This window comes from Achromobacter denitrificans NBRC 15125 (assembly GCF_001571365.1).
GTDB lineage: Bacteria > Pseudomonadota > Gammaproteobacteria > Burkholderiales > Burkholderiaceae_B > Achromobacter > Achromobacter denitrificans.
The window spans coordinates 18332-42326 of the sequence record NZ_BCTQ01000035.1; the positions used below are offsets into that span (position 1 = coordinate 18332).

The 23995-nt window shown below is 67.0% G+C and carries 25 protein-coding genes; 14 read left to right on the forward strand and 11 right to left on the reverse strand.

Annotated elements, in window-relative coordinates; genetic code table 11:
- Positions 1-57: 57 nt before the first annotated feature.
- Positions 58-1698: a methyl-accepting chemotaxis protein gene (locus ADE01S_RS23970; protein ID WP_082775887.1), complete on the reverse strand. Its 1641-nt coding sequence runs from the start codon at positions 1696-1698 to the stop codon at positions 58-60.
- Here ADE01S_RS23970 and ADE01S_RS31845 point away from each other — a divergent pair.
- The gene (locus tag ADE01S_RS31845; RefSeq protein ID WP_165695631.1) at positions 1628-1951 is read left to right on the forward strand and encodes a hypothetical protein; all 324 of its coding nucleotides are present in this window, start codon (positions 1628-1630) and stop codon (positions 1949-1951) included. The two genes, ADE01S_RS23970 and ADE01S_RS31845, sit on opposite strands and share 71 nt — an antisense overlap.
- Positions 1952-2138: 187 nt before the next feature.
- Here ADE01S_RS31845 and ADE01S_RS23975 read toward each other — a convergent pair whose 3' ends face one another.
- Entirely contained in the window at positions 2139-3083 is a 945-nt protein-coding gene (locus ADE01S_RS23975) for a LysR family transcriptional regulator (RefSeq protein WP_062684249.1), read from the reverse strand.
- A 330-nt stretch (positions 3084-3413) separates the two neighbouring features.
- Between ADE01S_RS23975 and ADE01S_RS31360 the strand changes: the two genes are divergently transcribed.
- Both ADE01S_RS31360 and rimO read left to right on the forward strand, forming a co-directional pair.
- Positions 3414-3671, forward strand: a complete 258-nt coding sequence (locus tag ADE01S_RS31360) for a helix-turn-helix domain-containing protein (protein WP_075873342.1) — start codon at positions 3414-3416, stop codon at positions 3669-3671.
- A 177-nt stretch (positions 3672-3848) separates the two neighbouring features.
- Positions 3849-5186: a 30S ribosomal protein S12 methylthiotransferase RimO gene (rimO, locus tag ADE01S_RS23980; protein WP_062684293.1), complete on the forward strand. Its 1338-nt coding sequence runs from the start codon at positions 3849-3851 to the stop codon at positions 5184-5186.
- Positions 5187-5224: 38 nt separating this feature from the next.
- On the opposite strand, the gene ADE01S_RS23985 is transcribed toward rimO, so the two are convergent.
- Positions 5225-5542, reverse strand: coding sequence for a DMT family transporter (locus ADE01S_RS23985; RefSeq protein WP_062684250.1), 318 nt, complete (start codon positions 5540-5542; stop codon positions 5225-5227).
- 83 nt (positions 5543-5625) lie between these two features.
- Here ADE01S_RS23985 and ADE01S_RS23990 point away from each other — a divergent pair, with 83 nt between their 5' ends.
- Positions 5626-6033 (forward strand): winged helix-turn-helix transcriptional regulator, encoded by a 408-nt coding sequence (locus ADE01S_RS23990; protein WP_062684251.1) that lies wholly within the window; start codon positions 5626-5628, stop codon positions 6031-6033.
- On the opposite strand, the gene ADE01S_RS23995 is transcribed toward ADE01S_RS23990, so the two are convergent.
- Positions 6030-6590 (reverse strand): ferritin-like domain-containing protein, encoded by a 561-nt coding sequence (locus tag ADE01S_RS23995; RefSeq protein WP_062684252.1) that lies wholly within the window; start codon positions 6588-6590, stop codon positions 6030-6032. The genes ADE01S_RS23990 and ADE01S_RS23995 overlap by 4 nt on opposite strands.
- A 245-nt stretch (positions 6591-6835) precedes the next feature.
- Between ADE01S_RS23995 and ADE01S_RS24000 the strand changes: the two genes are divergently transcribed.
- The 5 genes from ADE01S_RS24000 to ADE01S_RS24020 are packed head-to-tail and all read left to right on the forward strand — an operon-like array spanning position 6836 to position 9873.
- The gene (locus tag ADE01S_RS24000; RefSeq protein ID WP_062684253.1) at positions 6836-7423 is read left to right on the forward strand and encodes an LOG family protein; all 588 of its coding nucleotides are present in this window, start codon (positions 6836-6838) and stop codon (positions 7421-7423) included.
- Positions 7424-7466: 43 nt separating this feature from the next.
- On the forward strand, positions 7467-8033 hold the full coding sequence (locus ADE01S_RS24005) for a hypothetical protein (protein WP_062684254.1): 567 nt from the start codon (positions 7467-7469) through the stop codon (positions 8031-8033).
- 33 nt (positions 8034-8066) lie between these two features.
- A complete protein-coding gene (locus ADE01S_RS24010) occupies positions 8067-8693 on the forward strand; it encodes an HAD hydrolase-like protein (protein WP_062684255.1) in 627 nt (208 codons plus the stop codon).
- A gap of 18 nt (positions 8694-8711) precedes the next feature.
- Positions 8712-9338, forward strand: a complete 627-nt coding sequence (locus ADE01S_RS24015) for a pyridoxamine 5'-phosphate oxidase family protein (protein WP_062684256.1) — start codon at positions 8712-8714, stop codon at positions 9336-9338.
- Positions 9339-9357: 19 nt separating this feature from the next.
- Positions 9358-9873: a class IV adenylate cyclase gene (locus ADE01S_RS24020; RefSeq protein ID WP_062684257.1), complete on the forward strand. Its 516-nt coding sequence runs from the start codon at positions 9358-9360 to the stop codon at positions 9871-9873.
- A 26-nt stretch (positions 9874-9899) separates the two neighbouring features.
- Here ADE01S_RS24020 and fmt read toward each other — a convergent pair whose 3' ends face one another.
- Positions 9900-10841: a methionyl-tRNA formyltransferase gene (fmt, locus tag ADE01S_RS24025; protein ID WP_062684258.1), complete on the reverse strand. Its 942-nt coding sequence runs from the start codon at positions 10839-10841 to the stop codon at positions 9900-9902.
- A gap of 129 nt (positions 10842-10970) precedes the next feature.
- Complete coding sequence (def, locus tag ADE01S_RS24030; protein WP_062684259.1) at positions 10971-11477, reverse strand: peptide deformylase; 507 nt, start codon at positions 11475-11477, stop codon at positions 10971-10973.
- 220 nt (positions 11478-11697) lie between these two features.
- Here def and dprA point away from each other — a divergent pair, with 220 nt between their 5' ends.
- The 3 genes from dprA (at position 11698) to ADE01S_RS24045 (ending at position 14333) form a co-directional block, all read left to right on the forward strand.
- Positions 11698-12819 carry a DNA-processing protein DprA gene (dprA, locus tag ADE01S_RS24035; RefSeq protein ID WP_062684260.1) on the forward strand — a complete coding sequence of 374 codons (1122 nt, stop codon included), beginning with the start codon at positions 11698-11700 and terminating at the stop codon, positions 12817-12819.
- A gap of 69 nt (positions 12820-12888) precedes the next feature.
- The gene (locus ADE01S_RS24040) at positions 12889-13797 is read left to right on the forward strand and encodes a hydroxymethylglutaryl-CoA lyase (protein WP_062684261.1); all 909 of its coding nucleotides are present in this window, start codon (positions 12889-12891) and stop codon (positions 13795-13797) included.
- A 56-nt stretch (positions 13798-13853) separates the two neighbouring features.
- On the forward strand, positions 13854-14333 hold the full coding sequence (locus tag ADE01S_RS24045) for a hypothetical protein (RefSeq protein ID WP_062684294.1): 480 nt from the start codon (positions 13854-13856) through the stop codon (positions 14331-14333).
- 34 nt (positions 14334-14367) lie between these two features.
- On the opposite strand, the gene ADE01S_RS24050 is transcribed toward ADE01S_RS24045, so the two are convergent.
- A complete protein-coding gene (locus ADE01S_RS24050) occupies positions 14368-15384 on the reverse strand; it encodes an amino acid ABC transporter substrate-binding protein (RefSeq protein ID WP_062684262.1) in 1017 nt (338 codons plus the stop codon).
- Positions 15385-15554: 170 nt separating this feature from the next.
- Positions 15555-16796, reverse strand: a complete 1242-nt coding sequence (locus ADE01S_RS24055) for an aminotransferase-like domain-containing protein (RefSeq protein ID WP_062684263.1) — start codon at positions 16794-16796, stop codon at positions 15555-15557.
- Between the two features lie 200 nt (positions 16797-16996).
- On the opposite strand from ADE01S_RS24055, the gene ADE01S_RS24060 reads away from it, so the two are divergent.
- Positions 16997-17716, forward strand: a complete 720-nt coding sequence (locus tag ADE01S_RS24060) for a YggS family pyridoxal phosphate-dependent enzyme (protein ID WP_062684264.1) — start codon at positions 16997-16999, stop codon at positions 17714-17716.
- Between the two features lie 159 nt (positions 17717-17875).
- Positions 17876-18844, forward strand: a complete 969-nt coding sequence (locus tag ADE01S_RS24065) for a Bug family tripartite tricarboxylate transporter substrate binding protein (RefSeq protein ID WP_062684265.1) — start codon at positions 17876-17878, stop codon at positions 18842-18844.
- A 69-nt stretch (positions 18845-18913) separates the two neighbouring features.
- On the opposite strand, the gene ADE01S_RS24070 is transcribed toward ADE01S_RS24065, so the two are convergent.
- From ADE01S_RS24070 to ADE01S_RS24080, 3 genes are all read right to left on the reverse strand, one after another.
- Positions 18914-19309 carry an Hsp20/alpha crystallin family protein gene (locus ADE01S_RS24070; RefSeq protein WP_062684266.1) on the reverse strand — a complete coding sequence of 132 codons (396 nt, stop codon included), beginning with the start codon at positions 19307-19309 and terminating at the stop codon, positions 18914-18916.
- A gap of 36 nt (positions 19310-19345) precedes the next feature.
- Entirely contained in the window at positions 19346-19789 is a 444-nt protein-coding gene (locus tag ADE01S_RS24075; protein ID WP_062684267.1) for an Hsp20/alpha crystallin family protein, read from the reverse strand.
- Positions 19790-20016: 227 nt separating this feature from the next.
- Positions 20017-23976, reverse strand: coding sequence for a DUF3683 domain-containing protein (locus ADE01S_RS24080; protein ID WP_062684268.1), 3960 nt, complete (start codon positions 23974-23976; stop codon positions 20017-20019).
- Positions 23977-23995 lie beyond the last annotated feature (19 nt).

Genomic DNA, 23995 nt, shown 5'->3' on the forward strand with positions numbered 1-23995 from the left:
GACTAGTCGCGCGCCTGGCATTGCTGCCGGTGCTGTCGTCGGTCATGCGGCGATTCCTTAAAACGCTTGCCAGTCCGACCCGCGGGGCCCCTGCAGGGCCACGGCGGGACGCAGGCCCGGCATGGCGACGGCGCGGTCCGCCGTCTCGGGGCGGACGGTGCCGAGCTTGAACACCCCCACGGTGCGGACCAGTTCCTCGGCCTGGCTGCGCAGGCTGGCGGCGGCGGCCGACATTTCTTCCACGAGCGCGGCATTCTGCTGCGTGGCCTGGTCCATTTGCGTCACCGCCTCTCCGACCTGGCCCACGCCCGCGCTCTGTTCAACGCTGGCGGCGCTGATTTCGCCCACGATGTCCGTCACGTGGCGGATGGCGGCGACGACCTCGGCCATGGTGGCGCCGGCCTGCTCGGCCAGCGCGCTGCCCTGCTCGACCCGCCCGACGCTGTCCAGGATGAGCGTCTTGATTTCCTTGGCCGCCGTCGCCGAGCGCTGCGCGAGCGCCCGCACTTCGGAAGCGACCACCGCGAAGCCGCGCCCCTGTTCGCCGGCGCGCGCGGCCTCCACGGCGGCATTGAGCGCCAGGATATTGGTCTGGAACGCGATCGAATCGATGACCTGGATGATGTCGAGGATCTGGTTGCTGGACTCGCTGATCTCCTTGATCGTGCCCACGACCTCCGACACCGCCTTGCCGCCGCGCTCGGCGGTGGTCGACGCGTCCTGCGCCAGCTGGTTGGCCTGCTGCGCATTGTCGGCGTTCTGGCGCACGGTCGCGTTCAACTGCTCCATCGACGCCGCGGTTTCCTCCAGGGCGCTGGCCTGGCTTTCGGTGCGTGCCGACAGGTCCAGGTTGCCCTGCGCGATCTGCGAACTGGCGGCGGCCACGCTGTCCGAGCTTCCCCGTACCGAACGCACCACCTCGCGCAGGCCGTCCTGCATCTGGCGCAAGGCCAGCAACAGGACCGCGATCTCATCCTTGCCCCGCACCTCGACCGGACGCGCCAGATCGCCGCCGGCGATGGCATTGGCGGACGCCACCGCCCGCTTCAGCGACGACTGGATACCGCGTATCAGCGCGATGCCGAGCAGGATCGCCAGGCCGATGCCGACGGCGGTCAGGCCGATCGAGACCGCCTGCACGACGGCGTAGCGCGTCTGGGCCGCCTCGTACTCGCGCTTGCTGGTGTCGAGCTGGAAATCCGTCAGCCGGACGATGTCTTCGCGCAGCGGCGCATAAAGCTGCTCGTCCTTCTCGATCAGCAGCCGCCTGGCCTGCGCGGCGCGCCCTTCGCGCAGCGCCTGCTGGGCGGGCAGGAGATAGCCGTCCAGGAACAACCTGCGGCGGCCTTCGAAGTCGTTCGCGATGGCCTGCTCCTCGGGCAACAGGCTGGTGGCCTTGAACGCGCCCCAGGCCGCGTCCACCCGCTTCACGCCGTCGGCGATCTCATGCAGCAGCCTTTCCGTTTCCCGCGCATCGTCGATCGCGACGGCCCGGGATACCGAGCCGCGATTGCGCAGCAGTTGCCGCTGCACGTCCAGCAATTCGCCCAGCGCCACGGTCCGGTCTTCGTAGACCGTCTGCAAACCGGCATTGGTCTGGCGTATGCCGTATATGCCGGCTCCGCCTATGCCCATCATCAAGACGGACAGCCATCCAATAATCAATGCCAGCCTGGTCGATATTTTCAAATTATTCATTCTGATTATTCCTGTACCGGGTTTTCGTCCGCTTCGAGCGATCCCGCGTTTATGTTTTTCATGCGCGACAGACGGCCTGGGCCAGGCCATGCTCGCGCAAGGCCGTTGCCCATCTGGAGATTTTGAAATTCAGTTGACCGCGCTGTCGCCGCTCAAGGCCCCAATCCTCTTTCCCTTGGGTTGGAGCGACGCAGTGTCTTGCAATCATTGCGTTCGCCTGGCGGCTGGCGGCCCGAGCCGCCCCGCCTGGTGAAGCGCAATAACCATGAAGACAAGATAGTAATCGAGGGTTAACCCTTATGTGTCAATTTACAAATACATCAGAAGTATCGAAAAATTGACGCAGCAATACAAATTATTGCATTTCAATGACTTATATAAGTCTGGCATTTCGCCTGGCTCGGGCGGTTCCGGTTTAAACGCTCGTATTAATGTGGTTTTCAAACAGCATTTCGATTGAAACCATCGTTCCATCCGGGCATGGCATTTCTTTTCTCAACGAGAAAATCGATGAACGCCCGCAGTTTGGCCGGCATTTGCGCGCGCTCGGGCGCATAAATATAAAAACCGGGAAACGGCCTGGCCCATGGCCGCAGCACGCGCACGAGCGCCCCCGACGCGATATGGCGCTGGACCACGATATCGAAATGCTGCATCAATCCCACGCCCTGCAAGGCGGCGCGAATCATCCCGGCGTCGTCATTGGTGGTGAGGCTTCCCCGGGGCTCGACGGTGAATGCGTGGTTATCCGGCGCGGGCGAAGTGAATTCCCATCGAAATACCGCGCCGGTGGCCAGCCTGTAGCGCAGGCAATTGTGGCCGGCCAGATCCGCGGGCGTGGCGGGTTCCCCGAACCGTTCGAGATAAGCCGGCGTGGCGACCACCGCCATTTCCATGGCCGGCGTGATCGGCACGGCAACCATGTGCTCCGCCAGGCTTTCCCCCACCCGGATACCGGCATCGCAACCGTCGGCGATGATATTCGCCAGCCCGTCGTCCATGACGAGCTCCAGATTCAGTTTGGGATAACGGGAACAGAATTCATCGAAATGCGGCTCGATCAGAAGCTTGCCCGCGGCTCGCGACGTATTTACCCGCAGCAGGCCCTCGGGTTCGTGCGGAGCACGATGGATGTCGTCCACGGCCCGCCCCAGGGCGATCAGCGCCGGGTACCAGGCCTCGTACAGCCGCCGCCCCTCTTCCGTCAGGGACATGTCGCGCGTGGTGCGGTATAGCAGTTTGACGTTGAGGCGCCGTTCCAGGGCCTTCACGTTCTGCGACAGGTTGGCCCGGGAAACACCCATTTCCGCGGCTGCCTTCGTAAAACTGCGATGGTGCGCGACGTGAGCGAACCATGCCAGGGACGGAAGCAACGACGGATCCATGCGCTCACTTTGGTATTTTGATTTTGCGGTGTGACTATATGCCAGATTACCGGCCCGCGTGGCATGACGATTAAACCTATCGGGCCTCGGCGGGACAGGCCGGCGAACGCCGTCGCGGCAGGCCCAGGGTCGCTGCGGGAGATGCCGGGAACAGGTTGAACGAGGTCGCATCGTTTTCATAAGCCCCCGGGGGATTGCGAGCCCGTCCCAGTCCCCGATCGACCTACGGCAATGCCGTATAATTCGACATTCGCCGTCGCCGCCCTCACGGCGCGACGGCCTGAACCCCTGGGACGCCGCATACCGCCTACGCCCGACTTTTGAAGAGCCATGAAGAATGCTGCCCCGACGGCGCACAGCGCACGGTGGCAGGCGTCGCATATCAGCGAAGCACGCAACCGCGTGGGCCTGCCGCAAACCGATTTCGCTGAGCTGCTGGGCGTGAGCGTACGCACTCTGCAAGATTGGGAGCAAGGACGACGCACCCCCTCGGGCGCGGCGAAGACCCTGCTGCAGGTAGCAATGCTCCACCCTGAAACCCTGCGAGAGCTGCCCCCCTGGCGCGCCGACGAACACGCTGAATCTTGAAGCCTGCCGCCCCGGCTTCGCCCCGAACAAACAACACATCCGCCGCGCGACCTACTCGCCGCGATTTTTTGGTGAACGATATTGGAAATCCTCGAAACCTCCCGGCCTGGCAAGGGCCCCGGCAAGGCCAACAGCGCTGACGCGAACGCGTCCGCCGCATCCACCCTGGCCGACACCATCGCCGCCGCCAACGCCGACGGCCGCACCCCGCGCGTGGGATTCGTTTCCCTGGGCTGTCCGAAAGCCCTGGTCGATTCCGAACGGATCCTGACTCAACTGCGCACCGAAGGATACGAAGTCACGCCCGATTACGATGACGCGGACGTCGTCGTCGTCAATACCTGCGGCTTCATCGACAGCGCCAAGGCGGAGTCGCTGGAAGCGATCGGCGAGGCCCTGGCCGAGAACGGCAAGGTCATCGTCACCGGCTGCATGGGCGTCGAGGAATCGGTGATCCGCAATGTGCACCCCAGCGTGCTGGCCGTGACCGGCCCGCAGCAGTACGAGGAAGTGGTGCGCGCCGTGCATGACGCCGCGCCGCCCAAGAAGGACCACAACCCCTACCTGGACCTGGTGCCGCCTCAGGGCGTGAAGCTCACGCCGCGCCACTACGCCTACCTGAAGATTTCCGAAGGCTGCAACCACCGCTGCAGCTTCTGCATCATCCCGTCGATGCGCGGGGACCTGGTCAGCCGTCCGGTGGGCGACGTGCTGAGCGAAGCCGAGCGCCTGGTCAAGGCGGGCGTGAAGGAGCTGCTGGTCATCTCGCAAGACACCAGCGCCTACGGTGTGGACGTGAAATACCGCAGCGGCTTCTGGAACGGCCGTCCGGTCAAGACCCGCATGACCGAACTCTGTGTGGCCTTGTCCGAGATGGGCGTCTGGACGCGCCTGCACTATGTCTACCCGTACCCGCACGTGGACGAAGTGATCCCGCTCATGGCCGAAGGCAAGATCCTGCCCTACCTGGACATCCCCTTCCAGCATGCCAGCCCGCGCATCCTGAAAGCCATGAAGCGCCCGGCCTTCGAGGACAAGACGCTGGCGCGCATCAAGCGCTGGCGCGAGATCTGCCCGGACCTGACGATCCGCTCGACCTTCATCGTGGGTTTCCCCGGCGAAACCGAGGAAGACTTCCAGTACCTGCTGGACTGGATGCAAGAGGCCCAACTGGACCGCGTCGGCTGTTTCCAGTATTCGCCGGTGGAAGGCGCGCCCGCGAACCTGCTGGACAACCCCGTTCCGGACGAGGTCAAGCAGGAACGCTGGGAACGCTTCATGGAGCTGCAGCAATCCATCTCCGCGGCTCGCCTGCAACGCAAGGTCGGCCGCGAGATCGACGTGCTGATCGACGAAGTGGACGAAGACGGCGCCGTGGGCCGCAGCAGCGGCGATGCGCCTGAAATCGACGGTTGCGTCTACGTCAGTTCGGACAAGCCCCTGAAGGCGGGCGATATGGTGCGCGTGCGCGTCACCGACTCCGACGAATACGACCTCTGGGCCGACACGATCTGAATCCGGCCCGCGCGGGCGGCACGCGCCGCCCGCCGGGCTCAGGCTTCCAGCACTTTCAATCCCGCCACGCCGCCCACGATCATGGCGATGCAGAGCAGCCGCGCGGCGGACGGCGAATCGCCGAACAGCAGGATGCCCAGCACCGTGATGCCCACGGACCCGATGCCGGTCCAGATGGCATAGGCCGTACCCGCGGGCAGCTGCTTCATCGCCAGCGTCAACAGGAACACGCTGCCCAGGGCGGCGGCGATGCCGATCACGCTGGGCCAGAACCGCGTCCAGCCGTCGGCGTATTTCAACGCCAGCGCCATCACGATTTCCACCGCGCTCGCGGCGACCAGAATCAACCAGGCCATCTCGGCCTCCTGCCAGGAATGGGGAAGACCGCCAGCGTAGAAGCTATAGTTGCCGCAAGACAAGTACGCACTTTTCGGTAACCATGAAAACCGCGATCTCCGCCGAGCCGCTGTCCACGGGCGACGTCTTCGATGCCGCGTGCCCGTCGCGCCGCGTGCTGGAACTGATCTCCAGCAAGTGGGTGCCCCTGATCCTGCCTGCGCTCGAATACGGGCCGCTGCGCAACGGCGAACTGTTGCGCAGGCTGGACGGCATCTCGCAGAAAGTCATGACCCAGACGCTCAGGGAACTGGAACGCCACGGGCTGGTGTTGCGCGAAGACCTGGGCCAGGTGCCGCCGCAGGTGCGCTACACCCTGACCGACCTGGGACGCTCCCTGAACGTGGCGCTGGTCGCGCTGGACCGCTGGGCGGAACACCACCATGCCGCGCTGGACGCGGCGGCGCGCCGGCATGACGCGCTCGCCGCCGCGCCCCGCCGGCCCCGCTAGCGGCGGGCCAGGAAGTCCGACATGTCGTCGGCGTGTTCCTCCTCGACGGCCAGGATCTCTTCGAGCAGGCGGCGCGTGGTGGAGTCCTGCTCGCCGATGTAGTCGATCATCTGGCGATAGCTGTCGATGGCGATGCGCTCCGCGATCAGGTTCTCCTTGATCATGTCTTCCAGCGATCCGCCTTCGACGTACTCGGAGTGGCTGCGCTCAAGCAGGCCCTTGGGCGACAGGTCGGGTTCGCCGCCCAGCTGCACGATGCGTTCCGACAGTCGGTCGGCGTGCTCCTGTTCCTGCGTGGCGTGTTCGGCGAACTCTGCCGCCACGGGCTCGGCGTTGAGCCCGCGCGCCATGAAGTAGTGGCGCTTGTAGCGCAGCACACAGACGATCTCGGTGGCCAGCGCCTCGTTGAGCAGCTTCAGCACGGTCTGCCGGTCGGCGCGGTAGGTGTCGGTCACGGCGCCGGACTCGATGTCCTTGCGCGCCTTCGCGCGGATCGCCTTCACGTCCATCTCGAACGGGCGGCTCGCCTGCTTTTGGGTACGGGTTGCTTGTTCCATATCGTGGCTCCTCTTGGTCAAGTGAAAGCACTGCGACACCGGGCATGGCTGTCCACATGCCCTGGACTTTCAGTCATTCCGAACGACCCAGTCTACCGATCGTGGCGGAACATGCTGTGTCCAAACATTGCCCCCGACCCCAATAGCCGCGGCCGCCGGAACCCTTTGCGAACCTTGCGTAAACTATGGGCTTCCCGGAAACCCGTGACGCAATCTGTAACGGGGACAGGCATTACCGAACCTTTATGACTCTGAAGAATATCTGCGTGTATTGCGGCTCGAACCCCGGCTCCCGGCCCGAGTACATCGAACAGGCGCGCGTGCTGGCCAGGGAACTGGTCCGCCGCGATCTGGGCCTGGTCTACGGCGGCTCCGTGGTCGGCATCATGGGCGTCGTGGCCAACGAAGTGCTGGCCGGCGGCGGCCGCGTGATCGGCGTGATCCCGGAACTGCTCCTGAAGAAAGAGCACGCGCACCGCGGCCTGACCGAGCTGCACCTGGTGCAGAACATGCACGAGCGCAAGGCCATGATGATAGAGAAGGCCGACGGCTTCATCGCCCTGCCCGGCGGCGCCGGCACGCTCGAAGAGTTCTTCGAAGTCTGGACCTGGGCGCAACTGAACATGCACCGGAAACCCTGCGGCCTGCTGAATATCGCGGGCTACTACGATGCGCTGGTCCAGTTCGTGGATCACGCGGTCGAAGAAGAATTCATCCGCCCCCAGCATCGCGACATGCTGGTGGTGGAGGAAGACCCGGCGCTGCTGCTGGACCGCTACGCCATCTACGAGCCGCCCAACGTCTCGAAGTGGTTCGAGCCGGTCAAGGCTTGACGCGTCCGGCCCCCGATCCCGCCTCTTAACGGAAGCCTTTGCGATGTCCATCGACGCATTGCCCCCCTCCAGCACCGAATCCGTCCTGCGCGACTACTTCCACGCCAAGGACGAGAACCGCCCGCATTACATGGCGCGCGCCTTCGCGCCGGACGCGGTGCTGAAGATGGCCTTACGCACCCAGGCCATCGCCTTCCCGCCCGAATCGCACGGCCTGGCGGCCATTGCGGACACGCTGGTGCGCAAGTTCGGGCAGACGTACGAGAACGTCTACACCTTCTATCTGTCGCGGCCCGAGCCCGGCGCCCGCCTGCCGGGTTACCAATGCGACTGGATCGTCGGCATGACGGAAAAGGCCACCGGCAACGTGCGGGTGGGCTGCGGCCGGTACGACTGGGAATTCCAGCCCGAGCCCTACCGCGCCAGCGGCCTGGTCATCACCATCGAAAGCATGGTGACCCTGCCGGCCGCGGATACCGAGGCGGTCTTCGGCTGGCTGCTGGCGCTGGACTATCCCTGGACCGACGCCGCCCGCGTCGTGGCCAGCGCGCCACCGCTTGAAGCCCTGGCGCCGGTCGTGCACTATCTGCTTCATCCCAACGGCGTCTGACGCCTCGCGCCCGCCGCGCTTTGGATTCTTCACTTGAAATACGACATTGCCGCTTTTGACTTCGACGGAACCCTGGCCGACACGATGCCCTGGTTCAACTCCATCCTGAACACGGTGGCCGACAAGTACGGCTTCCGCAAGATCGACGCGGCCGAGCGCGACCAGCTCCGCCACCGCGAAGCGTCCGAGATCCTGAAATTCCTGGGCATTCCGCTCTGGAAGCTCCCGGCCATCATGACGCACGTGCGCACGTTGATGCAGGAGATCGACCCCAGCGTGCGCCTGTTCGACGGCATCCCCGACGCGCTGGCGCGGCTGAAGGCCGGCGGGCTGCGCCTGGCCGTGGTGAGCTCGAATTCCATCGAGAACGTGCGTCGCGTGCTGGGCGAGGAAACCGCCGCGCTGTTCGACGATTTCGAATGCGGCACCGATCTGTTCGGCAAGTCCGCCAAGATCGACCGGCTGCTCAAGCAGCACGGCACCGCCCCCGAGCGCTTCCTGCTGGTGGGCGACGAAATGCGCGACATCGACGCCGCGCGCAAGGCCGGCGTGCGCATCGGCTCCGTCGCCTGGGGCTACAACCACGTCGAGGCGCTGCGCGAACGCAGCCCCGACGAACTGTTCCTGACGGTCGCCGACCTCCCCTCTACCCTGACCTGAACCCGGAGCTTCTTCGCCATGCGCCTTGATCCCGCCCACCTGATTTCCGACGCCGACACGCTGCAAGCCCTGTACGGCGCGGCCGGCGAGGCCTCGATCAAGAAAGAAGTGGATCACGTGCATCCGCACTATCGCGCCTTCATCGAAGCCGCGCCCTTCGCGATGCTGGCGACGGCCGGGCCCGACGGGCTGGACGCCTCGCCCCGCGGCGACCCCGCCGGCTTCGTCGTGGTGGAAGACGAAAAGACGCTGCTGCTGCCGGACCGCCGCGGCAACAACCGCATCGACAGCCTGCGCAACATCCTGGCCGATCCGCGGGTCGCCCTGCTGTTCCTCGTGCCCGGCGTGGGCGAAACCCTGCGGGTCAACGGCGCGGCCCGCATCAGCGTGGACCCGGCCCTGCTCGCCCGCTTCGAAATGGACGGCAAGCTGCCGCGCTCGGTGCTCGTCGTCGACGTGCATACCGTGTACTTCCAGTGCTCGCGCGCGCTGCTGCGCTCCAAGCTGTGGGATCCGCAGACGCAGGTGCCGCGCAGCGCGCTGCCCAGCGCGGGGCGCATCCTGTCGGACCTGACGGCCGGCACTTTCGACGGCGTCGCCTACGACCGCGAATTGCCCGCCCGCGTGGCCAGCACCCTCTACTGACGCGGCCAGGAGCCCCCGCATGGCCCGCAATGTCGAAATCAAGGCCCGGGTCGCCAGCCTGGACGCCATTGAACCGCTGGCGGCGGCGCTGTCCGGCCAGGAGCCCGTCTCCATCGCGCAGGACGACACGTTCTTCGCCTGCGCCAACGGGCGCCTGAAGCTGCGCGCCTTCGCCGACGGCACGGGCGAACTGATTTTCTATCGCCGCAGCGACGAAACCGGACCAAAGGAAAGCTTCTACGTCATTTCCCGGACGGACACGCCCGACACCCTGCGCGAGGCGCTCACGCTGGCCTACGGAACCGCCGGCCGCGTCAGGAAGCAGCGCCTGCTGTTCATGGCGGGACGCACCCGCATCCACCTGGACCGCGTCGAAGGCCTGGGGGAATTCCTGGAACTGGAAGTGGTGCTGCGCGACGGCGAAACGCTGGAGGCCGGCATGGAAGAAGCCCGCAGCCTGATGGCCGCGCTGGGCGTGGCGCCGGAACAGCTGTTGTCCGGCGCCTACGTGGACCTGCTGGGCCGCGCGCCCTGACGCGGCCCCACGCCGGCGCCCGGCCTTCAGGCCGGCTGCCAGCCGCGCACGAAGACGTCCACGGGCTGGCGCTTGCCGCCGGCCTTCTGCAATTCGAGCAGGCGCAGCACGCCCTGCCCGGTGGCGATATCGATGCCGGTTCCGTCAGCGCGCAACACGCTGCCGGGTTCGGCCGCGGACGCGCCATCCAGCGCTTGCGCGCGCCAGACCTTCACCGGATCGGGCAAGCCCGGCAGGCGGATGCTGGCGCCGGGCACGGGGTTGAAGGCCCGCACGCGGCGCGCCAGCAATTCGGCCGGCTGCGCGCAGTCCAGCGCGCTTTCGGCCTTGTCGAGCTTGGCCGCGTAGGTCACGCCCGCCTCGGGCTGCTTGCGCGGCGTCAGTCCGCCCTTGGCCAAGGCATCCAGCGCCTCGACGATCGCTTCGCCGCCCACCTGGGCCAGCGCATCGTGCAACATCGCCGCATTGGTATCGGCGCCGATCGGCACGATGCGCTCCAGCAGCATGTCGCCGGTGTCCAGGCCCTGGTCCATCTGCATGATGGTCACGCCGGTCTGGGCGTCACCGGCTTCGATGGCGCGCTGGATGGGCGCGGCGCCGCGCCAGCGCGGCAGCAGGCTGGCATGGATGTTCAGGCAGCCCAGGCGCGGCAGGTCCAGCACCCATTGCGGCAGGATCAGGCCGTAGGCCGCCACCACCATCACGTCGGGCGCCACGCTTTGCAGCAGCGCCCGGGCCTGTTCGGCCTCGTCGGGATAGCGCCCGTCCAGGCGCAGGCTGCGGGGCTGGGCGACTTCGATGCCGGCATCCAGCGCCGCCTGCTTGACGGGGCTGGGCGTGAGCTTCAGCCCCCGGCCCGCGGGGCGGTCGGGCTGGGTCATGACCAGGGGGATTTCGTGCCCGGCGGCCCGCAGGGCGTCGAACGCGATACGGGCGAATTCGGGCGTGCCGGCAAAGACTAGGCGCATGGGAATTGGAAAAGAATGAAACAGGGGGGAATCGCGTTTCCGCGCATGCTGATGCCCTGCCCGATTCGGGGCGCCGCGGAGCCGGCTTCGCCGGTCCACCGGGGGCCCGCGAAGCGGGCAGGGGGTGGGTCACGCCCTTTCGCGCTCGGCCTTCTTCAGCTTGGTCTTGATGCGGTTCTGCTTCAGGCTGGACAGGTATTCCACGAATACCTTGCCTTCCAGGTGGTCCAGTTCGTGCTGCACGCAGACCGCCAGCAGGCCGTCGGCCTCGAACTCGAAGGGCTTGCCGTCGATATCCAGCGCCTTGCAGCGGATGCGGGACGCGCGCTCGACCTCGTCGTAGATGCCGGGCACGGACAGGCAGCCTTCTTCGTAGACCTTGTAGTCGTCGCTGCGCCAGGTGATCTCGGGATTGATCAAGACCAGCAGCTGGTTGCTTTCTTCGGACACGTCGATCACGACGACGCGCTCATGCACGTCGACCTGGGTCGCGGCAAGGCCCACGCCCGGCGCGTCGTACATGGTTTCGGCCATGTCGCGCACGAGTTGGCGAATGCGGTCGTCGACCTCGGCGACCGGCTTGGCCTTCTTGTGCAGGCGCGGGTCCGGATAGCGAAGAATAGGAAGTAAAGCCATTGAAGGGGAATTGCCAGGTAGTGATGCTTACCAAGAGTTTAATTCATTAGAGTCTTGATTTCTAATAGTTTTCGGCTAATTCCCGGATTGGCGGGATTGCTGTGTCCCCGGTTGCCGGCGGCTGCGCGACGCCGCAATTCGGTCCACCCCGAGCCGGCGCCGGCGCCCCGACATGCGACACTCACGGACCGCCACCGACGCAATCCCGCGCCTTCGCTCCATGCCGCTCACGCAATCCGCCTCCGAACTGTCCGCCTGGCTGCGGCTGTCCCTGGAACCGAACATCGGCTCCGCCACCGCCTGCACGCTGCTGAGCGCCCTGGGCTTGCCCGAGCAGATCTACGCCCAGCGCGCCACCGCGCTGTCGCGGCACGTGCCCGAGGCGCTCGCCCGCCAATTGGCGGCGCCCATGCCCGCCGAGATGGCGGCCCAGGTAGAGGCCGCGCTGGAATGGGCGGCCGAGCCGGACCGGCACATCCTCACGCTCGCCGACCCGACCTACCCCCAAAGCCTGCTCACGATCGCCGATCCGCCCATCCTGCTCTACGTCGCCGGTGATCCGGCTTTCCTGCAAGGCCCCTCGCTGGCGGTGGTGGGCGCTCGCAATGCCACGCCGGGCGGCCGCGAGAACGCCCGCGCCTTCGCCCGCCACCTGGCCGCCCACGGCTGGCGCGTGGTCAGCGGGCTGGCCCTGGGCATCGACGGCGCGGCCCACGAAGGCGCGCTGGACGCCGGCCCAGAAGGCGCCGGCACGGTGGCCGTGATGGGCACGGGCATCGACCGCATCTACCCCGCGCGGCACCGCGAACTCGCGCACCGCATCGCGGCGCATGGCGCGCTGGTGTCCGAACTGCCGATGGGAACCGGCGCGCAACCGCAGCACTTTCCCAAGCGCAACCGCATCGTGGCGGGCCTGGCCCGCGGCGTGCTGGTGGTGGAGGCCGCCCGGCAGAGCGGATCGCTCATCACCGCCCGGCTGGCCGGCGAGAGCGGGCGCGAGGTCTTCGCCATCCCCGGCTCGATCCATTCGCCGCTGTCGCGGGGCTGTCATGCGCTGATCCGCCAGGGCGCGAAGCTCGTGGAAACCGCCAGCGACATCACCGACGAGCTCGGCGGCGGCCCGATGCCCGTCCCCCAGGCGGCCCGCTCGGCCCGGGCCGCCCCTCCAGCGCTGCCGGACCACCCCGTGCTCGACGCGCTGGGCTTCGATCCCCTGCACCTGGACGCCATCCAGGCGCGCTGCGGGCTGGCCACCGGCGACCTGCAGGCGGCGCTGGTGGAACTGGAACTGCAAGAGCGGATCGCCCGCCTGGACGATGGCCGATACCAGCGTCTGAAGTAGGCGCTAATATTGAGCGATAGCGCCGCAGCCTTGCAGCGCCGCTCATCCCATCCCCAAACAGGAAGAGACATGGCTTTGCCCTCCCGTGTAAAGATCGTCGAGGTATCGCCTCGCGATGGCCTGCAGAACGAAAAGGAATTCGTCCCCACCGACATCAAGGTGGAACTGGTCGACAGGCTGAGCGCCGCCGGCTTCCCGAACGTGGAGGCAGCGTCGTTCGTGTCCCCCAAATGGGTGCCCCAAATGGCCGACGGCGCCGACGTGATGGCTCGCATCCAGCGCCGCCCCGGCACGATTTATTCCGTGCTGACGCCCAACATGAAGGGCTTCGAGGGCGCGCTGGCCGCCGGCGCCGACGAAATCGTGATCTTCGGCGCCGCCAGCGAGGCGTTCTCGCAGAAGAACATCAACTGTTCCATCGCCGAATCCATCGCCCGCTTCGAGCCCGTGGTGCAGGCGGCCCGCGAGGCAGGCATCCGCGTGCGCGGCAGCATCAGCTGCGCGCTGGGCTGCCCGTACCAGGGCGAAGTCCCGATCGAATCGGTGGTGGACGTGGCGCAGCGTTACCTGGCCATGCAGGTCGACGAGATCGACGTGGCCGACACCATCGGCGTGGGCACGCCCAAGCGCGTGCGCGAAGTGATGACGGCGGTAACGCGCGTGGTGGACCCCGCGCGCGTGTCCGGCCACTTCCACGACACTTACGGCCAGGCCCTGGCCAACATCCTGGCGGCGCTGGAGACCGGCATTTCCATCTTCCACACATCCGTGGCCGGCCTGGGCGGCTGCCCGTACGCCAAGGGCGCCACCGGCAACGTCGCCACCGAAGACGTGCTGTACATGCTGCGCGGCCTGGACATCGACACCGGCGTGGATTTCGACGCCGTGGTCGACATCGGGCAATGGATGTCGTCCCATCTGAACCGCAAGGGTTCCAGCCGGGCCGGCAACGCCATTGCCGCCAAACGGGCCGCATGAGTTCGCCGGGCCGCCCCCAGCGCGAATACCGCAATGCGCAGCATGAAGACAGTCCCGTGAGCGCTCCCGCCGGAACACCCGCCCCCGAGGATCACGCAGCGCTGCTGCGTGCCATCGGCCCCCTGCCCTTGTCGGGCCAGGCGTGGCCGGACTGGGTGCGGATCCTGACCTGGATCATCCTGGCCGTGCTCGGCGTGCAGGTGGTGACGACCGCCATCCGCGCGCCGTCGCAACCCTACGATACCCTGCTCATCGCGGCCGTCGTGCTGTGCTTCCTGGGGCTGCTGTTCGTGTCCTGGCACATGCAGACCTCGATCACCACGATCGACGAGCGCGGCCTGCGCCAGACCTGGTTCACGCGCCGCGAAGTCGCATGGGAAGACGTGCGCTACGCGCGCTTCGTGCCCATGCTGTTTTCCAAGCGGCTGGTGGTGTTCACGCACCGCGGGCGGCCCATGATCTTCCAGGGCGGCACGCGCGAACTGCGCGCCGCGTTCGTGAAGATCGCGGAGCTGTACGCGCGCCCGGGCGCCTGAAGCCGGCCGCCGCGGACCGCGGCGGCCTTGCCGATCAGCGGATCGGCAGCGCGTACATCAGCCCGCCCTGGGTCCATTGCGCGTTCAGGCCGCGCTGGATCTTCAGGGGGCTGCCCTGGCCGACGTTACGCTCGAAGCTTTCGCCGTAATTGCCGACCTGCTTGATGATGTTGTAGGCCCACTTTTCGTCCAGCCCCAGGTTGGCGCCGCTGCCGGGGATGACGCCCAGGATGCGCTTGATGTTGGGGTTGGCGCTCTTGGCCTGTTCATCCACGTTCTTGGACGACACGCCGTATTCCTCGGCCTCGATCATGGCCGACAGCGACCAGCGCACCACGTTCAGCCAGGCATCGTCGCCCTGGCGCACGAAGGGGCCCAGCGGCTCTTTCGAGATGATTTCCGGCAGCACGACGTAGTCGTCGGGATTCTGCAGCTTGGAGATGCGGATCGACGCGAGGCCCGAGGCGTCCGTGCTGAAAACGTCGCAACGGCCGGCCGCGAACGCGTTGACCACTTCGTTGAACGTCTCGATCACGACGGGCTTGTAGCTGACGTTGTTGGCGCGCGCCCAGTCGGCCAGCGTGTTCTCGTTGGACGTGCCGGTCTGCAGGCAGATCGTGGCGCCGTTGATCTCTTTGGCGCTCTTCACGCCCAGCGACTTCGGCACCAGGAAACCCTGGCCATCGTAGAAATTGACGCCGGCATGGATGATGCCCAGCGCGGTGTCGCGCTGCTGCGTCACGGTGGTGTTGCGGGTCAGCACGTCGACTTCGCCGGATTGCAGGGCGGTGAAGCGTTGCTGCGAGTTGAGCGGCACGACCTTGATCTTGTCGGCGTCGCCGAAGACGGCCGCCGCGATGGCGCGGCACAGGTCCACGTCCAGCCCCTGCCATTTGCCCTGCGCGTCGGGCGCGGAAAAGCCGGCGAACCCGGTCGTCGTGCCGCAAGCCACCGCGCCGCGCTGGCGCACCACGTCCAGCGTCGCCGCTTGCGCGCCTTGCGCCGCCGCCATCAAGAGCGCCGCGCCCACCAACCCTTTTGCAATGTTCATGACCTGTTTCCTGTTCTTCTGCCGGGCGCGGGGACGCGCCGAGGCAAGAAGCTTATAGACATGAAGCGCCCTCGCCAAATAACAAGCGCTTATTTAGGTATGCGCGCCCGGCCGGGCCGGGACGCATGCGCAAGGATAGCAATCCGCCGGCGGGCGGTGGATGCGCGCCGTCAAGCCGCCAGCGAGATCGACACGGGTTCGTTGGCCTCGCAGGCGTCCAGGGCGCGGGCCAGCCGCTGCATGCCCAGCGCGATCTGGCTTTCGTTCATGGTGGCGAACGACATGCGCATGGCATGCAGGTCGGCCTGCGCCGGATCCGCGTAGAACGCCTTGCCCGGCACATAGACCACTTCGTGCTCGATGGCGTAGGGCAGCAGGCGGGTGGCATCCACCTCGCCCGTCAGGCGCGCCCAGAAGAACATGCCGCCCTCGGGCTTGCTGAAGGTGACCCGGCCGTCGAGTTCGCGGGCGAGCGACTCGGCCATGGCGTCGCAGCGCAGGCCGTAGGCGGCGCGGATGCGCGGCACATGCTCGGCATACCGGCCGTTGGCCAGGTACTGGGCCACGACTTCCTGGATCCACGCGGACGAGGCCATGTCGTCGGCCGCCTTGGCGCCGACGCAGCGGCGGCGGATCTCGGGCGGCGCGACCAGCCAGCCGATGCGCAACGCCGGCGCCATCGTCTTGGACATGCTGGCCAGGTACACGGCCCAGTGGCGGGCTTCGCCTTCGGCCAGGGCCGCGATGGGCGGCACGGCCTCGCCGGCGAAACGCAGCTCGCTGTACGGGTCGTCCTCGACGATCAGGAAGCGATGCTTGACCGCCAGCTCCAGCAGCTTCAGGCGGCGCTGGCGCGTGAGGGTGGCGCCGCAGGGGTTGGAGAACGAGGCGACGACGCAGACGATCTTCGGCTTGACCCGGGCGGCCAGCGCGTCCAGCGCTTCGATGTCGATACCCTCGGGGCCCGACTGCACCGTGTGCACCGTTGCGCCGGTGTAACGCAGGGCCTGCACGGAATTGGGGAATGCGGGCGATTCGATGATGGCGTGGTCGCCCGGTTGCAGCATGACGCGGCTCAGGAGCGCCAGCGCCTGCTGCGAGCCGCCGGTCACGGCAAGTTCGGTGTCGGCGTCGCAGGCCAGCCCGCGCTCGGCGGACAGGCGCGCCAGTTCGTGGCGCAGGCTGGCCTGGCCGTCGATGTTCGAATATTGCAGGCACGCGCCCAGCCGCGCCATGACCTGCGTGGACGCGATGGTCAGGCCCTCGACGTCGAACAGCTCCTGGGCGGGATAGCCGCCCGCCAGCGAAATCGTGCCCGGCCGCAAGGCATACGGCATCAGCGATCGGATGGGGGAGGCGGGAGGCGTGCGGAAAGGCGTGGCGAAAGCGTATTCGGGCGCTGCGGTGGACATGGCGGGGGGACAGGAAAAGTGGAGAACCGTGTCGCCCGCTGGGGCGGCGCCGGACGGCTTAGAACATTGAAATATAAACAAATCTCTTCAAATTCTAAGCCTGCCGATTACGCAGGGTCAACGGCGAAACCCGGCGGTGTGGCGAAACGATCCCGGGCAGTCCTACACTATGGGACATCCTGTTCCTGCAAGAGAGCTGCATGACCGTCGTAGACACCATGGCCGGGCGCCTTGCCCAGATCCAGCAACGCATCGCCGACGCCTGCGCGCGCGCCGGGCGCCCGCCGGAAAGCGTGACGCTGCTGCCCGTGAGCAAAACGTTCGGCATCGATGCCATCCGCGAGGCCATGGCGCTGGGGCTGACCCGGTTCGGCGAAAACAAAACCCAGGAAATCCGCCAGAAGGCGGCCGCCTTGGCCGGCGAGGGCCTGCAATGGGTGCTGATCGGCCACCTGCAGACGAACAAGGCCCGCGACGCCGCCCGCGACGCCACCGAGGTCCAGTCGCTGGATCGCGTCGAGCTGGCGGAAGCCCTGCACCGTCGCCTGGTCAACGAAGGCCGCAGCCTGGACGTGCTGGTGCAGGTCAAGACCTCGTCCGAACCCAGCAAGTACGGCATGGCCCCCGGCGACGTCCCCGCTTTCCTGCGCCGGATCGCGGCCGATTTCCCCACCCTGCACGTTCGGGGACTGATGACCCTGGCGGTGAATTCGCCGGACCCGGACGAAGTGCGGGCCTGCTTCCGCGCCCTGCGCGAGCTGCGCGACCGGCTGCGCCAGGACAACCTGCCCGGCGTCTCGCTGGACCGCCTGTCCATGGGCATGAGCGGCGATTTCGAGCTGGCGATCGAGGAAGGCTCCACCGAAGTGCGCATCGGCACGGCCGTTTTCGGCGCGCGCGCCTACCCCGATCCGCAGTAGGCCGTCCAGAGGGTGGACCGGAAAAGGGCCCTTTTTTTCGGGCCCTTTTGCATAAGCGCAAGGCATAATGGCGGCGCAAGAAAAAAGCGACGCGAACCTGACGACGATCAAGGACGCCGCCGTCGCGCTTTCGACATTCCCGCACGAGGAGACACCCCTATGCACAAGCCCATGAAGCGCCTGCTGGCGCTCGCCGCCCTGTCCCTGGCCGCCAGCGCGGCCTCGGCCCAATCCTGGCCCACCCAGCCGGTCCGCTGGATCGTTCCCTACCCGGCCGGCGGCGGCACCGACGTGGTGGCGCGCACCGTGGCGAGCGGCCTCGAAAAGGCGCTGGGCCAGACCATCGTGGTCGAGAACCGCCCCGGCGCCGGCACCATCATCGGCGCCACCGCCATCGCGCAGGCCGAACCCTCCGGCTACGTGGTCGGCACCGCCGACTCCGGCACCCTGGCGTTCAATTCCTCGCTCTACGCCAAGCTGTCGTACGACCCGGCCAAGTTCACCTACATCGGCGGCATCGCCAAGTTCCCGCTGTTGCTGGCCGTGAACATCAATTCGCCGTTCAAGACCGTCGACGACGTGCTCGCGGCCGCCAAGAAAGAGCCGGGCAAGCTGACCGCCGCTTCCGCCGGCGCCGGCTCGCCCCACCACCTGGCGCTGGAGCTGTTCAAGCAACGCACCGGCGCCGACGTGCTGCACGTGCCCTACAAGGGCGCCGCGCCGGCCATCCAGGACCTGCTGGGCGGCCAGGTCGACCTGATGTTCATCGACCTCGCCTCGGGCCTGCCCAACGTCAAGGCCGGCAAGCTGCGCGTCCTGGCGTCCGCGACGCCGGAGCGTCTGCCGGTGCTGCCGGACACGCCGACCATGGCCCAGCAAGGCGTCGCCAATTTCACCGCCTATGCCTGGCAAGGCCTGGTGGGCCCGGCCGGCGTGCCGGAGAGCGTGGTGAAGAAGCTGTCCGCCGACCTGGACGCCACCCTCAAGAACCCCGCGGTGTCGCAGAAGATCCTGGACATGGGCGTGGTCCCCATGCCGATGTCGGCCGAGGAGTTCAAGGCCTACGCCGACCAGGAGCGCAGCGCCTGGGCGGAAGTCATCAAGAAGGCCGGCATCAAGCTGGAATGAGGCGGCCCACCTGAACGCGAAAACGCCGCGGCCAGCAATGGCCGCGGCGTTTTCTTTGGCGCGGCCGCCTCAGCCCGCCTGGACGGGAATCTGGCGCGGCTGCGCCTCGCGCACGCGCGGAATGCGCAAGGTCAGCACGCCCTGCTTGAGGCTGGCGCTGATTTCGCCTCGGTCGAACTCCTGGCCCAGCCTGAATGAGCGCCGGAACAGCGGCGCGCGCAATTCGCCGTGCACCAGCCGCAGGCCGGCCGGCGCGGACACGGCGGCCTCGCCCTCGATCAGCAGGACGTCGGATTCCACATTGATGCGCAGCCGCTCCTTGGACACGCCGGGCAAGTCGGCGATCAGGCTGATGCCTTGCGGGTCCTCGAAGATGTCCACGGCCGGGGTGGTGACCCCGCGAGTGTCGCGCTTGTCGGAAGCGGATTCCTGCGCGGGCACGGTCAGATCTTTCTGTTCATTCATGATCGATACTCCTGGTGCGTAGGGGGAAAGGTCGCGTCACTGCACGGTCACGAGACGCGGCTTGGACGCTTCCTTGCGCTTGATGGAAATGGCCAGGCAGCCGTCGGCGTAGCGCGCCTGCACATTGTCGGGATCGGCATCGGCGGGCAGTTCGACCACACGCGTATAGCGGCCTTCGAACCGTTCCCGCGCGTAGTAGCGCGCATTGTCCGGCAGTTGCGGGGCCAGGCGCTCGCCGCTGATCGTGAGCAGGCGCTTTTCGATCGAGACGTTCAGCGTGTCGGGTTCCACGCCCGGCACGAACGCGACGACCTCGATCGAGTCGCCCGACACGCCCACGTTGACCGGCGGAAAATGCGCCTGGGGCGTGGCGCGCAAGGCGGCCGGAACGCCGACGCCTCGCAGCACGCGGTCCATATGCTCCTGGATGGCGTCGAACGCCGTGGCAAAGCCGTTGTCGCTGAATGGAAAGCTGGTCATGTTGGACTCCCGAATGGAAAAGGGACAAGTCGAGACACAACGCAATCGCCAGAGCCGCGATCGCAGGTCTGGTCTCTTCAATTCCCAGTATGGGAGCGGTTTCGCCAGCTTCAAGAGGCCCGGAATCCGGGAAAAATGGGTACCGGGCTGCCGGGCGCGGCCGCGGTAACGCAAAAAAAAATCGCAGCCGGAGACGGCTGCGATTTTCGTTCCAACGCGGCTGCCGGCTACACCAGCACGCGCTCGATGCCGCCCGCGTTGGCGCGGCGGACATAGTCCTCCATCCAGCTTTCGCCCAGGATGTGGCGCGCCATCTCGACCACGATGTAGTCGGCGTCCATGCCGGTATCGCCCTCGTAGCGCGACAGGCCCTGCAGGCAGGACGGGCAGGACGTCAGCACCTTCACGTCGCCGGTGAAGCCGTCGCTGCGCAGCGCGGCATCGCCCTTGAGCAGTTCTTCCTGCTTGCGGAAGCGCACCTGCGTGGAGATGTCCGGCCGGCTGACCGCCAGCGTGCCCGACTCGCCGCAGCAGCGGTCGCTCTTGACGGCGTCGTCGCCGACCAGCGCGCGCACCGTCTTCATGGGCTCCTGCAGTTTCATGGGCGTGTGGCAGGGATCGTGGTACATGTAGCGCACGCCCTTGGCGCCTTCGAGCTTGATGCCCTTTTCCAGCAGGTACTCGTGGATGTCGATCAGGCGGCATCCGGGGAAGATCTTCTCGAACTCGTAGCCCGCGAGCTGGTCGTAGCAGGTGCCGCAGCTGACCACCACCGTCTTGATGTCCAGGTAGTTCAGCGTGTTGGCGACCCGGTGGAACAGCACCCGGTTGTCGGTGATGATCTGCTCGGCCTTGTCGGTCATGCCGTTGCCGCGCTGGGGATAGCCGCAGCACAGGTAGCCCGGGGGCAGCACGGTCTGCACGCCCGCATGCCACAGCATGGCTTGCGTGGCCAGGCCGACCTGCGAGAACAACCGCTCCGAACCGCAGCCCGGGAAGTAGAACACCGCTTCCGTATCGGCCGTGGTGGCCTTGGGATCGCGGATGATCGGCACGTAGTTGGCGTCTTCGATGTCCAGCAGCTTGCGCGCCGCCTGCTTGGGCAGCCCGCCGGGCATTTTCTTGTTCACGAAGTGCACGACCTGCTCGCGCAGCGGCGGCTTGCCCACCGTGGCGGGCGGCGCGGCCGTCTGCTTCTTCACCAGGCCGGACAACAGGTCATGCGCGGCGCGCTGCACCTTGTAGCCCACGCCCACCATGGCCTTGCGGGTGGCGTTGATGGTGGCCGGATCCTTCGCGTTCAGGAAGAACATGGCGCTGGCCGTGCCGGGATTGAACGACTTGCGGCCCATGCGCCGCAGCACGGCGCGCATGTTCATGGACACGTCGCCGAAGTCGATGTCGACCGGACAGGGGTTGTAGCACTTGTGGCAGACCGTGCAATGGTCGGCCACGTCCTCGAATTCTTCCCAGTGCTTCAGGCTGACGCCGCGGCGGGTCTGCTCTTCGTAGAGGAAAGCCTCCACCAGCAGCGACGTGGCCAGGATCTTGTTGCGCGGCGAATACAGCAGGTTCGCGCGCGGCACGTGGGTGGCGCAAACGGGCTTGCACTTGCCGCAGCGCAGGCAGTCCTTGATGGATTCCGAGATGGCGCCGATGTCGCTTTGCTGCATGATGAGCGACTCGTGGCCCATCAGGTTGAAGCTGGGCGTCCAGGCGTGGCGCAGGTCGGCGCCCGGCATGAGCTTGCCGGCGTTGAAGTGGCCCTTGGGGTCCACGCGGCGCTTGTAGTCCTGGAACGGCGCCAGTTCGGCATCGGTCAGGAATTCGTACTTCGTCAGGCCGATGCCGTGCTCGCCGGAGATCACGCCGTCCAGGTCGCGGGCGATCTGCATGATGCGCTCGACGGCCTGGTGGGCCTCCTGCAGCATCTCGTAGTCGTCCGAGTTGACCGGGATGTTGGTATGCACGTTGCCGTCGCCGGCGTGCATGTGCAGCGCGACGAACACGCGGCTCTTGAGCACGCGGCCGTGGATGGCCACCAGCTCGTCGACGATCTTCTTGTAGGCCGCCCCCGAGAACGTGCGCTGCAGGCCGGCCAGCACTTCGGTCTTCCAGGACACGCGGATCGTGCGGTCCTGCACTACGTCGAAGACGCGCGCGCCGGGTTGCGCCGCCACGCGGTCCGACAGGGTCGCCTGCAGTTCGCCCAGGCCCAGGCCGTGCAGCTCGGGCAACGCCTGCAGCAGCGGCATGTCCAGGTTGTCCAGCAACCACTGCCAGCGCTTCCTCGCGCCGGCCAGCAATTCCAGCGCCTGGCGCGTGCGGTCGGCCAGCACTTCGGCGCGGGTCGTCTCGATGTCGGTGTCGTCCGCCTTGCCCACTGGCAGCGGCGTGCACAGGTAGGCGTCCAGCGCCCCCAGCAGCTTGAGCTTGTTGCGGGTCGAGAGCTCGATGTTGATGCGTTCGATGTGATCCGTGTATTCGCCCATGCGGGGCAGCGGGATCACCACGTCTTCGTTGATCTTGAAGGCGTTGGTATGGCGGGCGATGGCGGCGGTGCGCGAACGGTCCAGCCAGAACTTCTTGCGGGCCTCGGGGCTGACGGCCACGAAGCCTTCGCCGTGGCGCGTGTTGGCCAGGCGCACGACTTCGCTGGAGGCCGCGGCGACCGCGTCCTCGTCGTCGCCGACGATGTCGCCGATCAGGACCATCTTGGGCAGCACGCCGCGCTTGCTCTTGGTGGCGTAGCCCACGGCGCGCAGATAGCGTTCGTCCAGGTGCTCCAGGCCGGCCAGGATGGCGCCGCGCTCGCGGCCCTCGCCGTCCAGGTAGCCCTTGACCTCGACGATCGACGGGATGGCGTCGCGCGCCTGCCCGAAGAACTCCATGCAGACCGTGCGCGTGTGGCGCGGCATGCGGTGCAGCACCCAGCGCGCCGACGTGATCAGGCCGTCGCAGCCTTCTTTCTGGATGCCCGGCAGGCCGGCCAGGAACTTGTCCGTGACGTCCTTGCCCAGCCCTTCCTTGCGGAACACCCGGCCCTGGATCTCCAGGGTCTCGGTCTTGAGCAGGCGCTCGCCCGGCTTGCCGCGGCCGTCGAACCACTTGAGCTCGAAGCGGGCCACGTCCACGTCATGGATCTTGCCCATGTTGTGGTCCAGGCGGGAGACCTCCAGCCAGTTGCCGTCCGGGTCCACCATGCGCCACCAGGCCAGGTTGTCCAGCGCGGTGCCCCACAGCACGGCCTTCTTGCCGCCCGCGTTCATGGCGATGTTGCCGCCCACGCACGAGGCTTCGGCCGAGGTCGGGTCCACGGCGAACACGAAGCCCGCCGCCTCGGCGGCTTCGGACACGCGCTTGGTCACCACGCCGGCGCCGGCGTGGATCACGGCCACGGGCTCGCTCAGGCCGGGCAGGATACAGGACTCGACCTTGCCCAGCCTGTCGAATTTCTCGGTATTGATGACCGCCGACTTCCAGGTCAGCGGAATGGCGCCGCCGGTGTAGCCGGTGCCGCCGCCGCGCGGAATGATGGTCAGGCCCAGCTCGATACAGGCGGTGACCAACGCGGCGATCTCGTCTTCCGTGTCCGGCGTCAGCACCACGAAGGGATATTCCACCCGCCAGTCGGTGGCGTCGGTCACGTGCGAAACGCGCGACAGGCCGTCGAACTTGATGTTGTCGCGCGCCGTGATGCGGCCCAGCACCTTCTGCGCCTGCTTGCGCATCATGGCGGTCTGGTCGAATTCCCCCTCGAACGCGGCGATGGCCGAACGCGCCCGCGCCAGGAGGCCGACCACCTTCTCGTCGCGATGCGGATCGTGGCCGGCTTCGGCCGGCACGTCCGGTTCGCGGCGGCGGTCGATCTCGCCCAGGCGATGGTGCAGGGCCTCGATGAGCTGCTTGCGGCGCTTGGGATTGTCGAGCAGGTCGTCCTGCAGGTAGGGGTTGCGGCGCACCACCCAGATGTCGCCCAGCACTTCGTACAGCATGCGGGCGGAACGCCCGGTGCGGCGTTCGCCGCGCAGGTCGGTCAGCAGGCTCCAGGCATCGTCGCCCAGCAACCGGCCGACGATCTCGCGATCGGAGAACGAGGTGTAGTTGTAGGGGATTTCGCGCAAGCGCGCGGGTGCTGCGGGCGGCATCGCCCCGTTCAAGATGTGGCTAGCGAGTGGGGCGTTCATGGCTGCAAGAGGGGCCCGT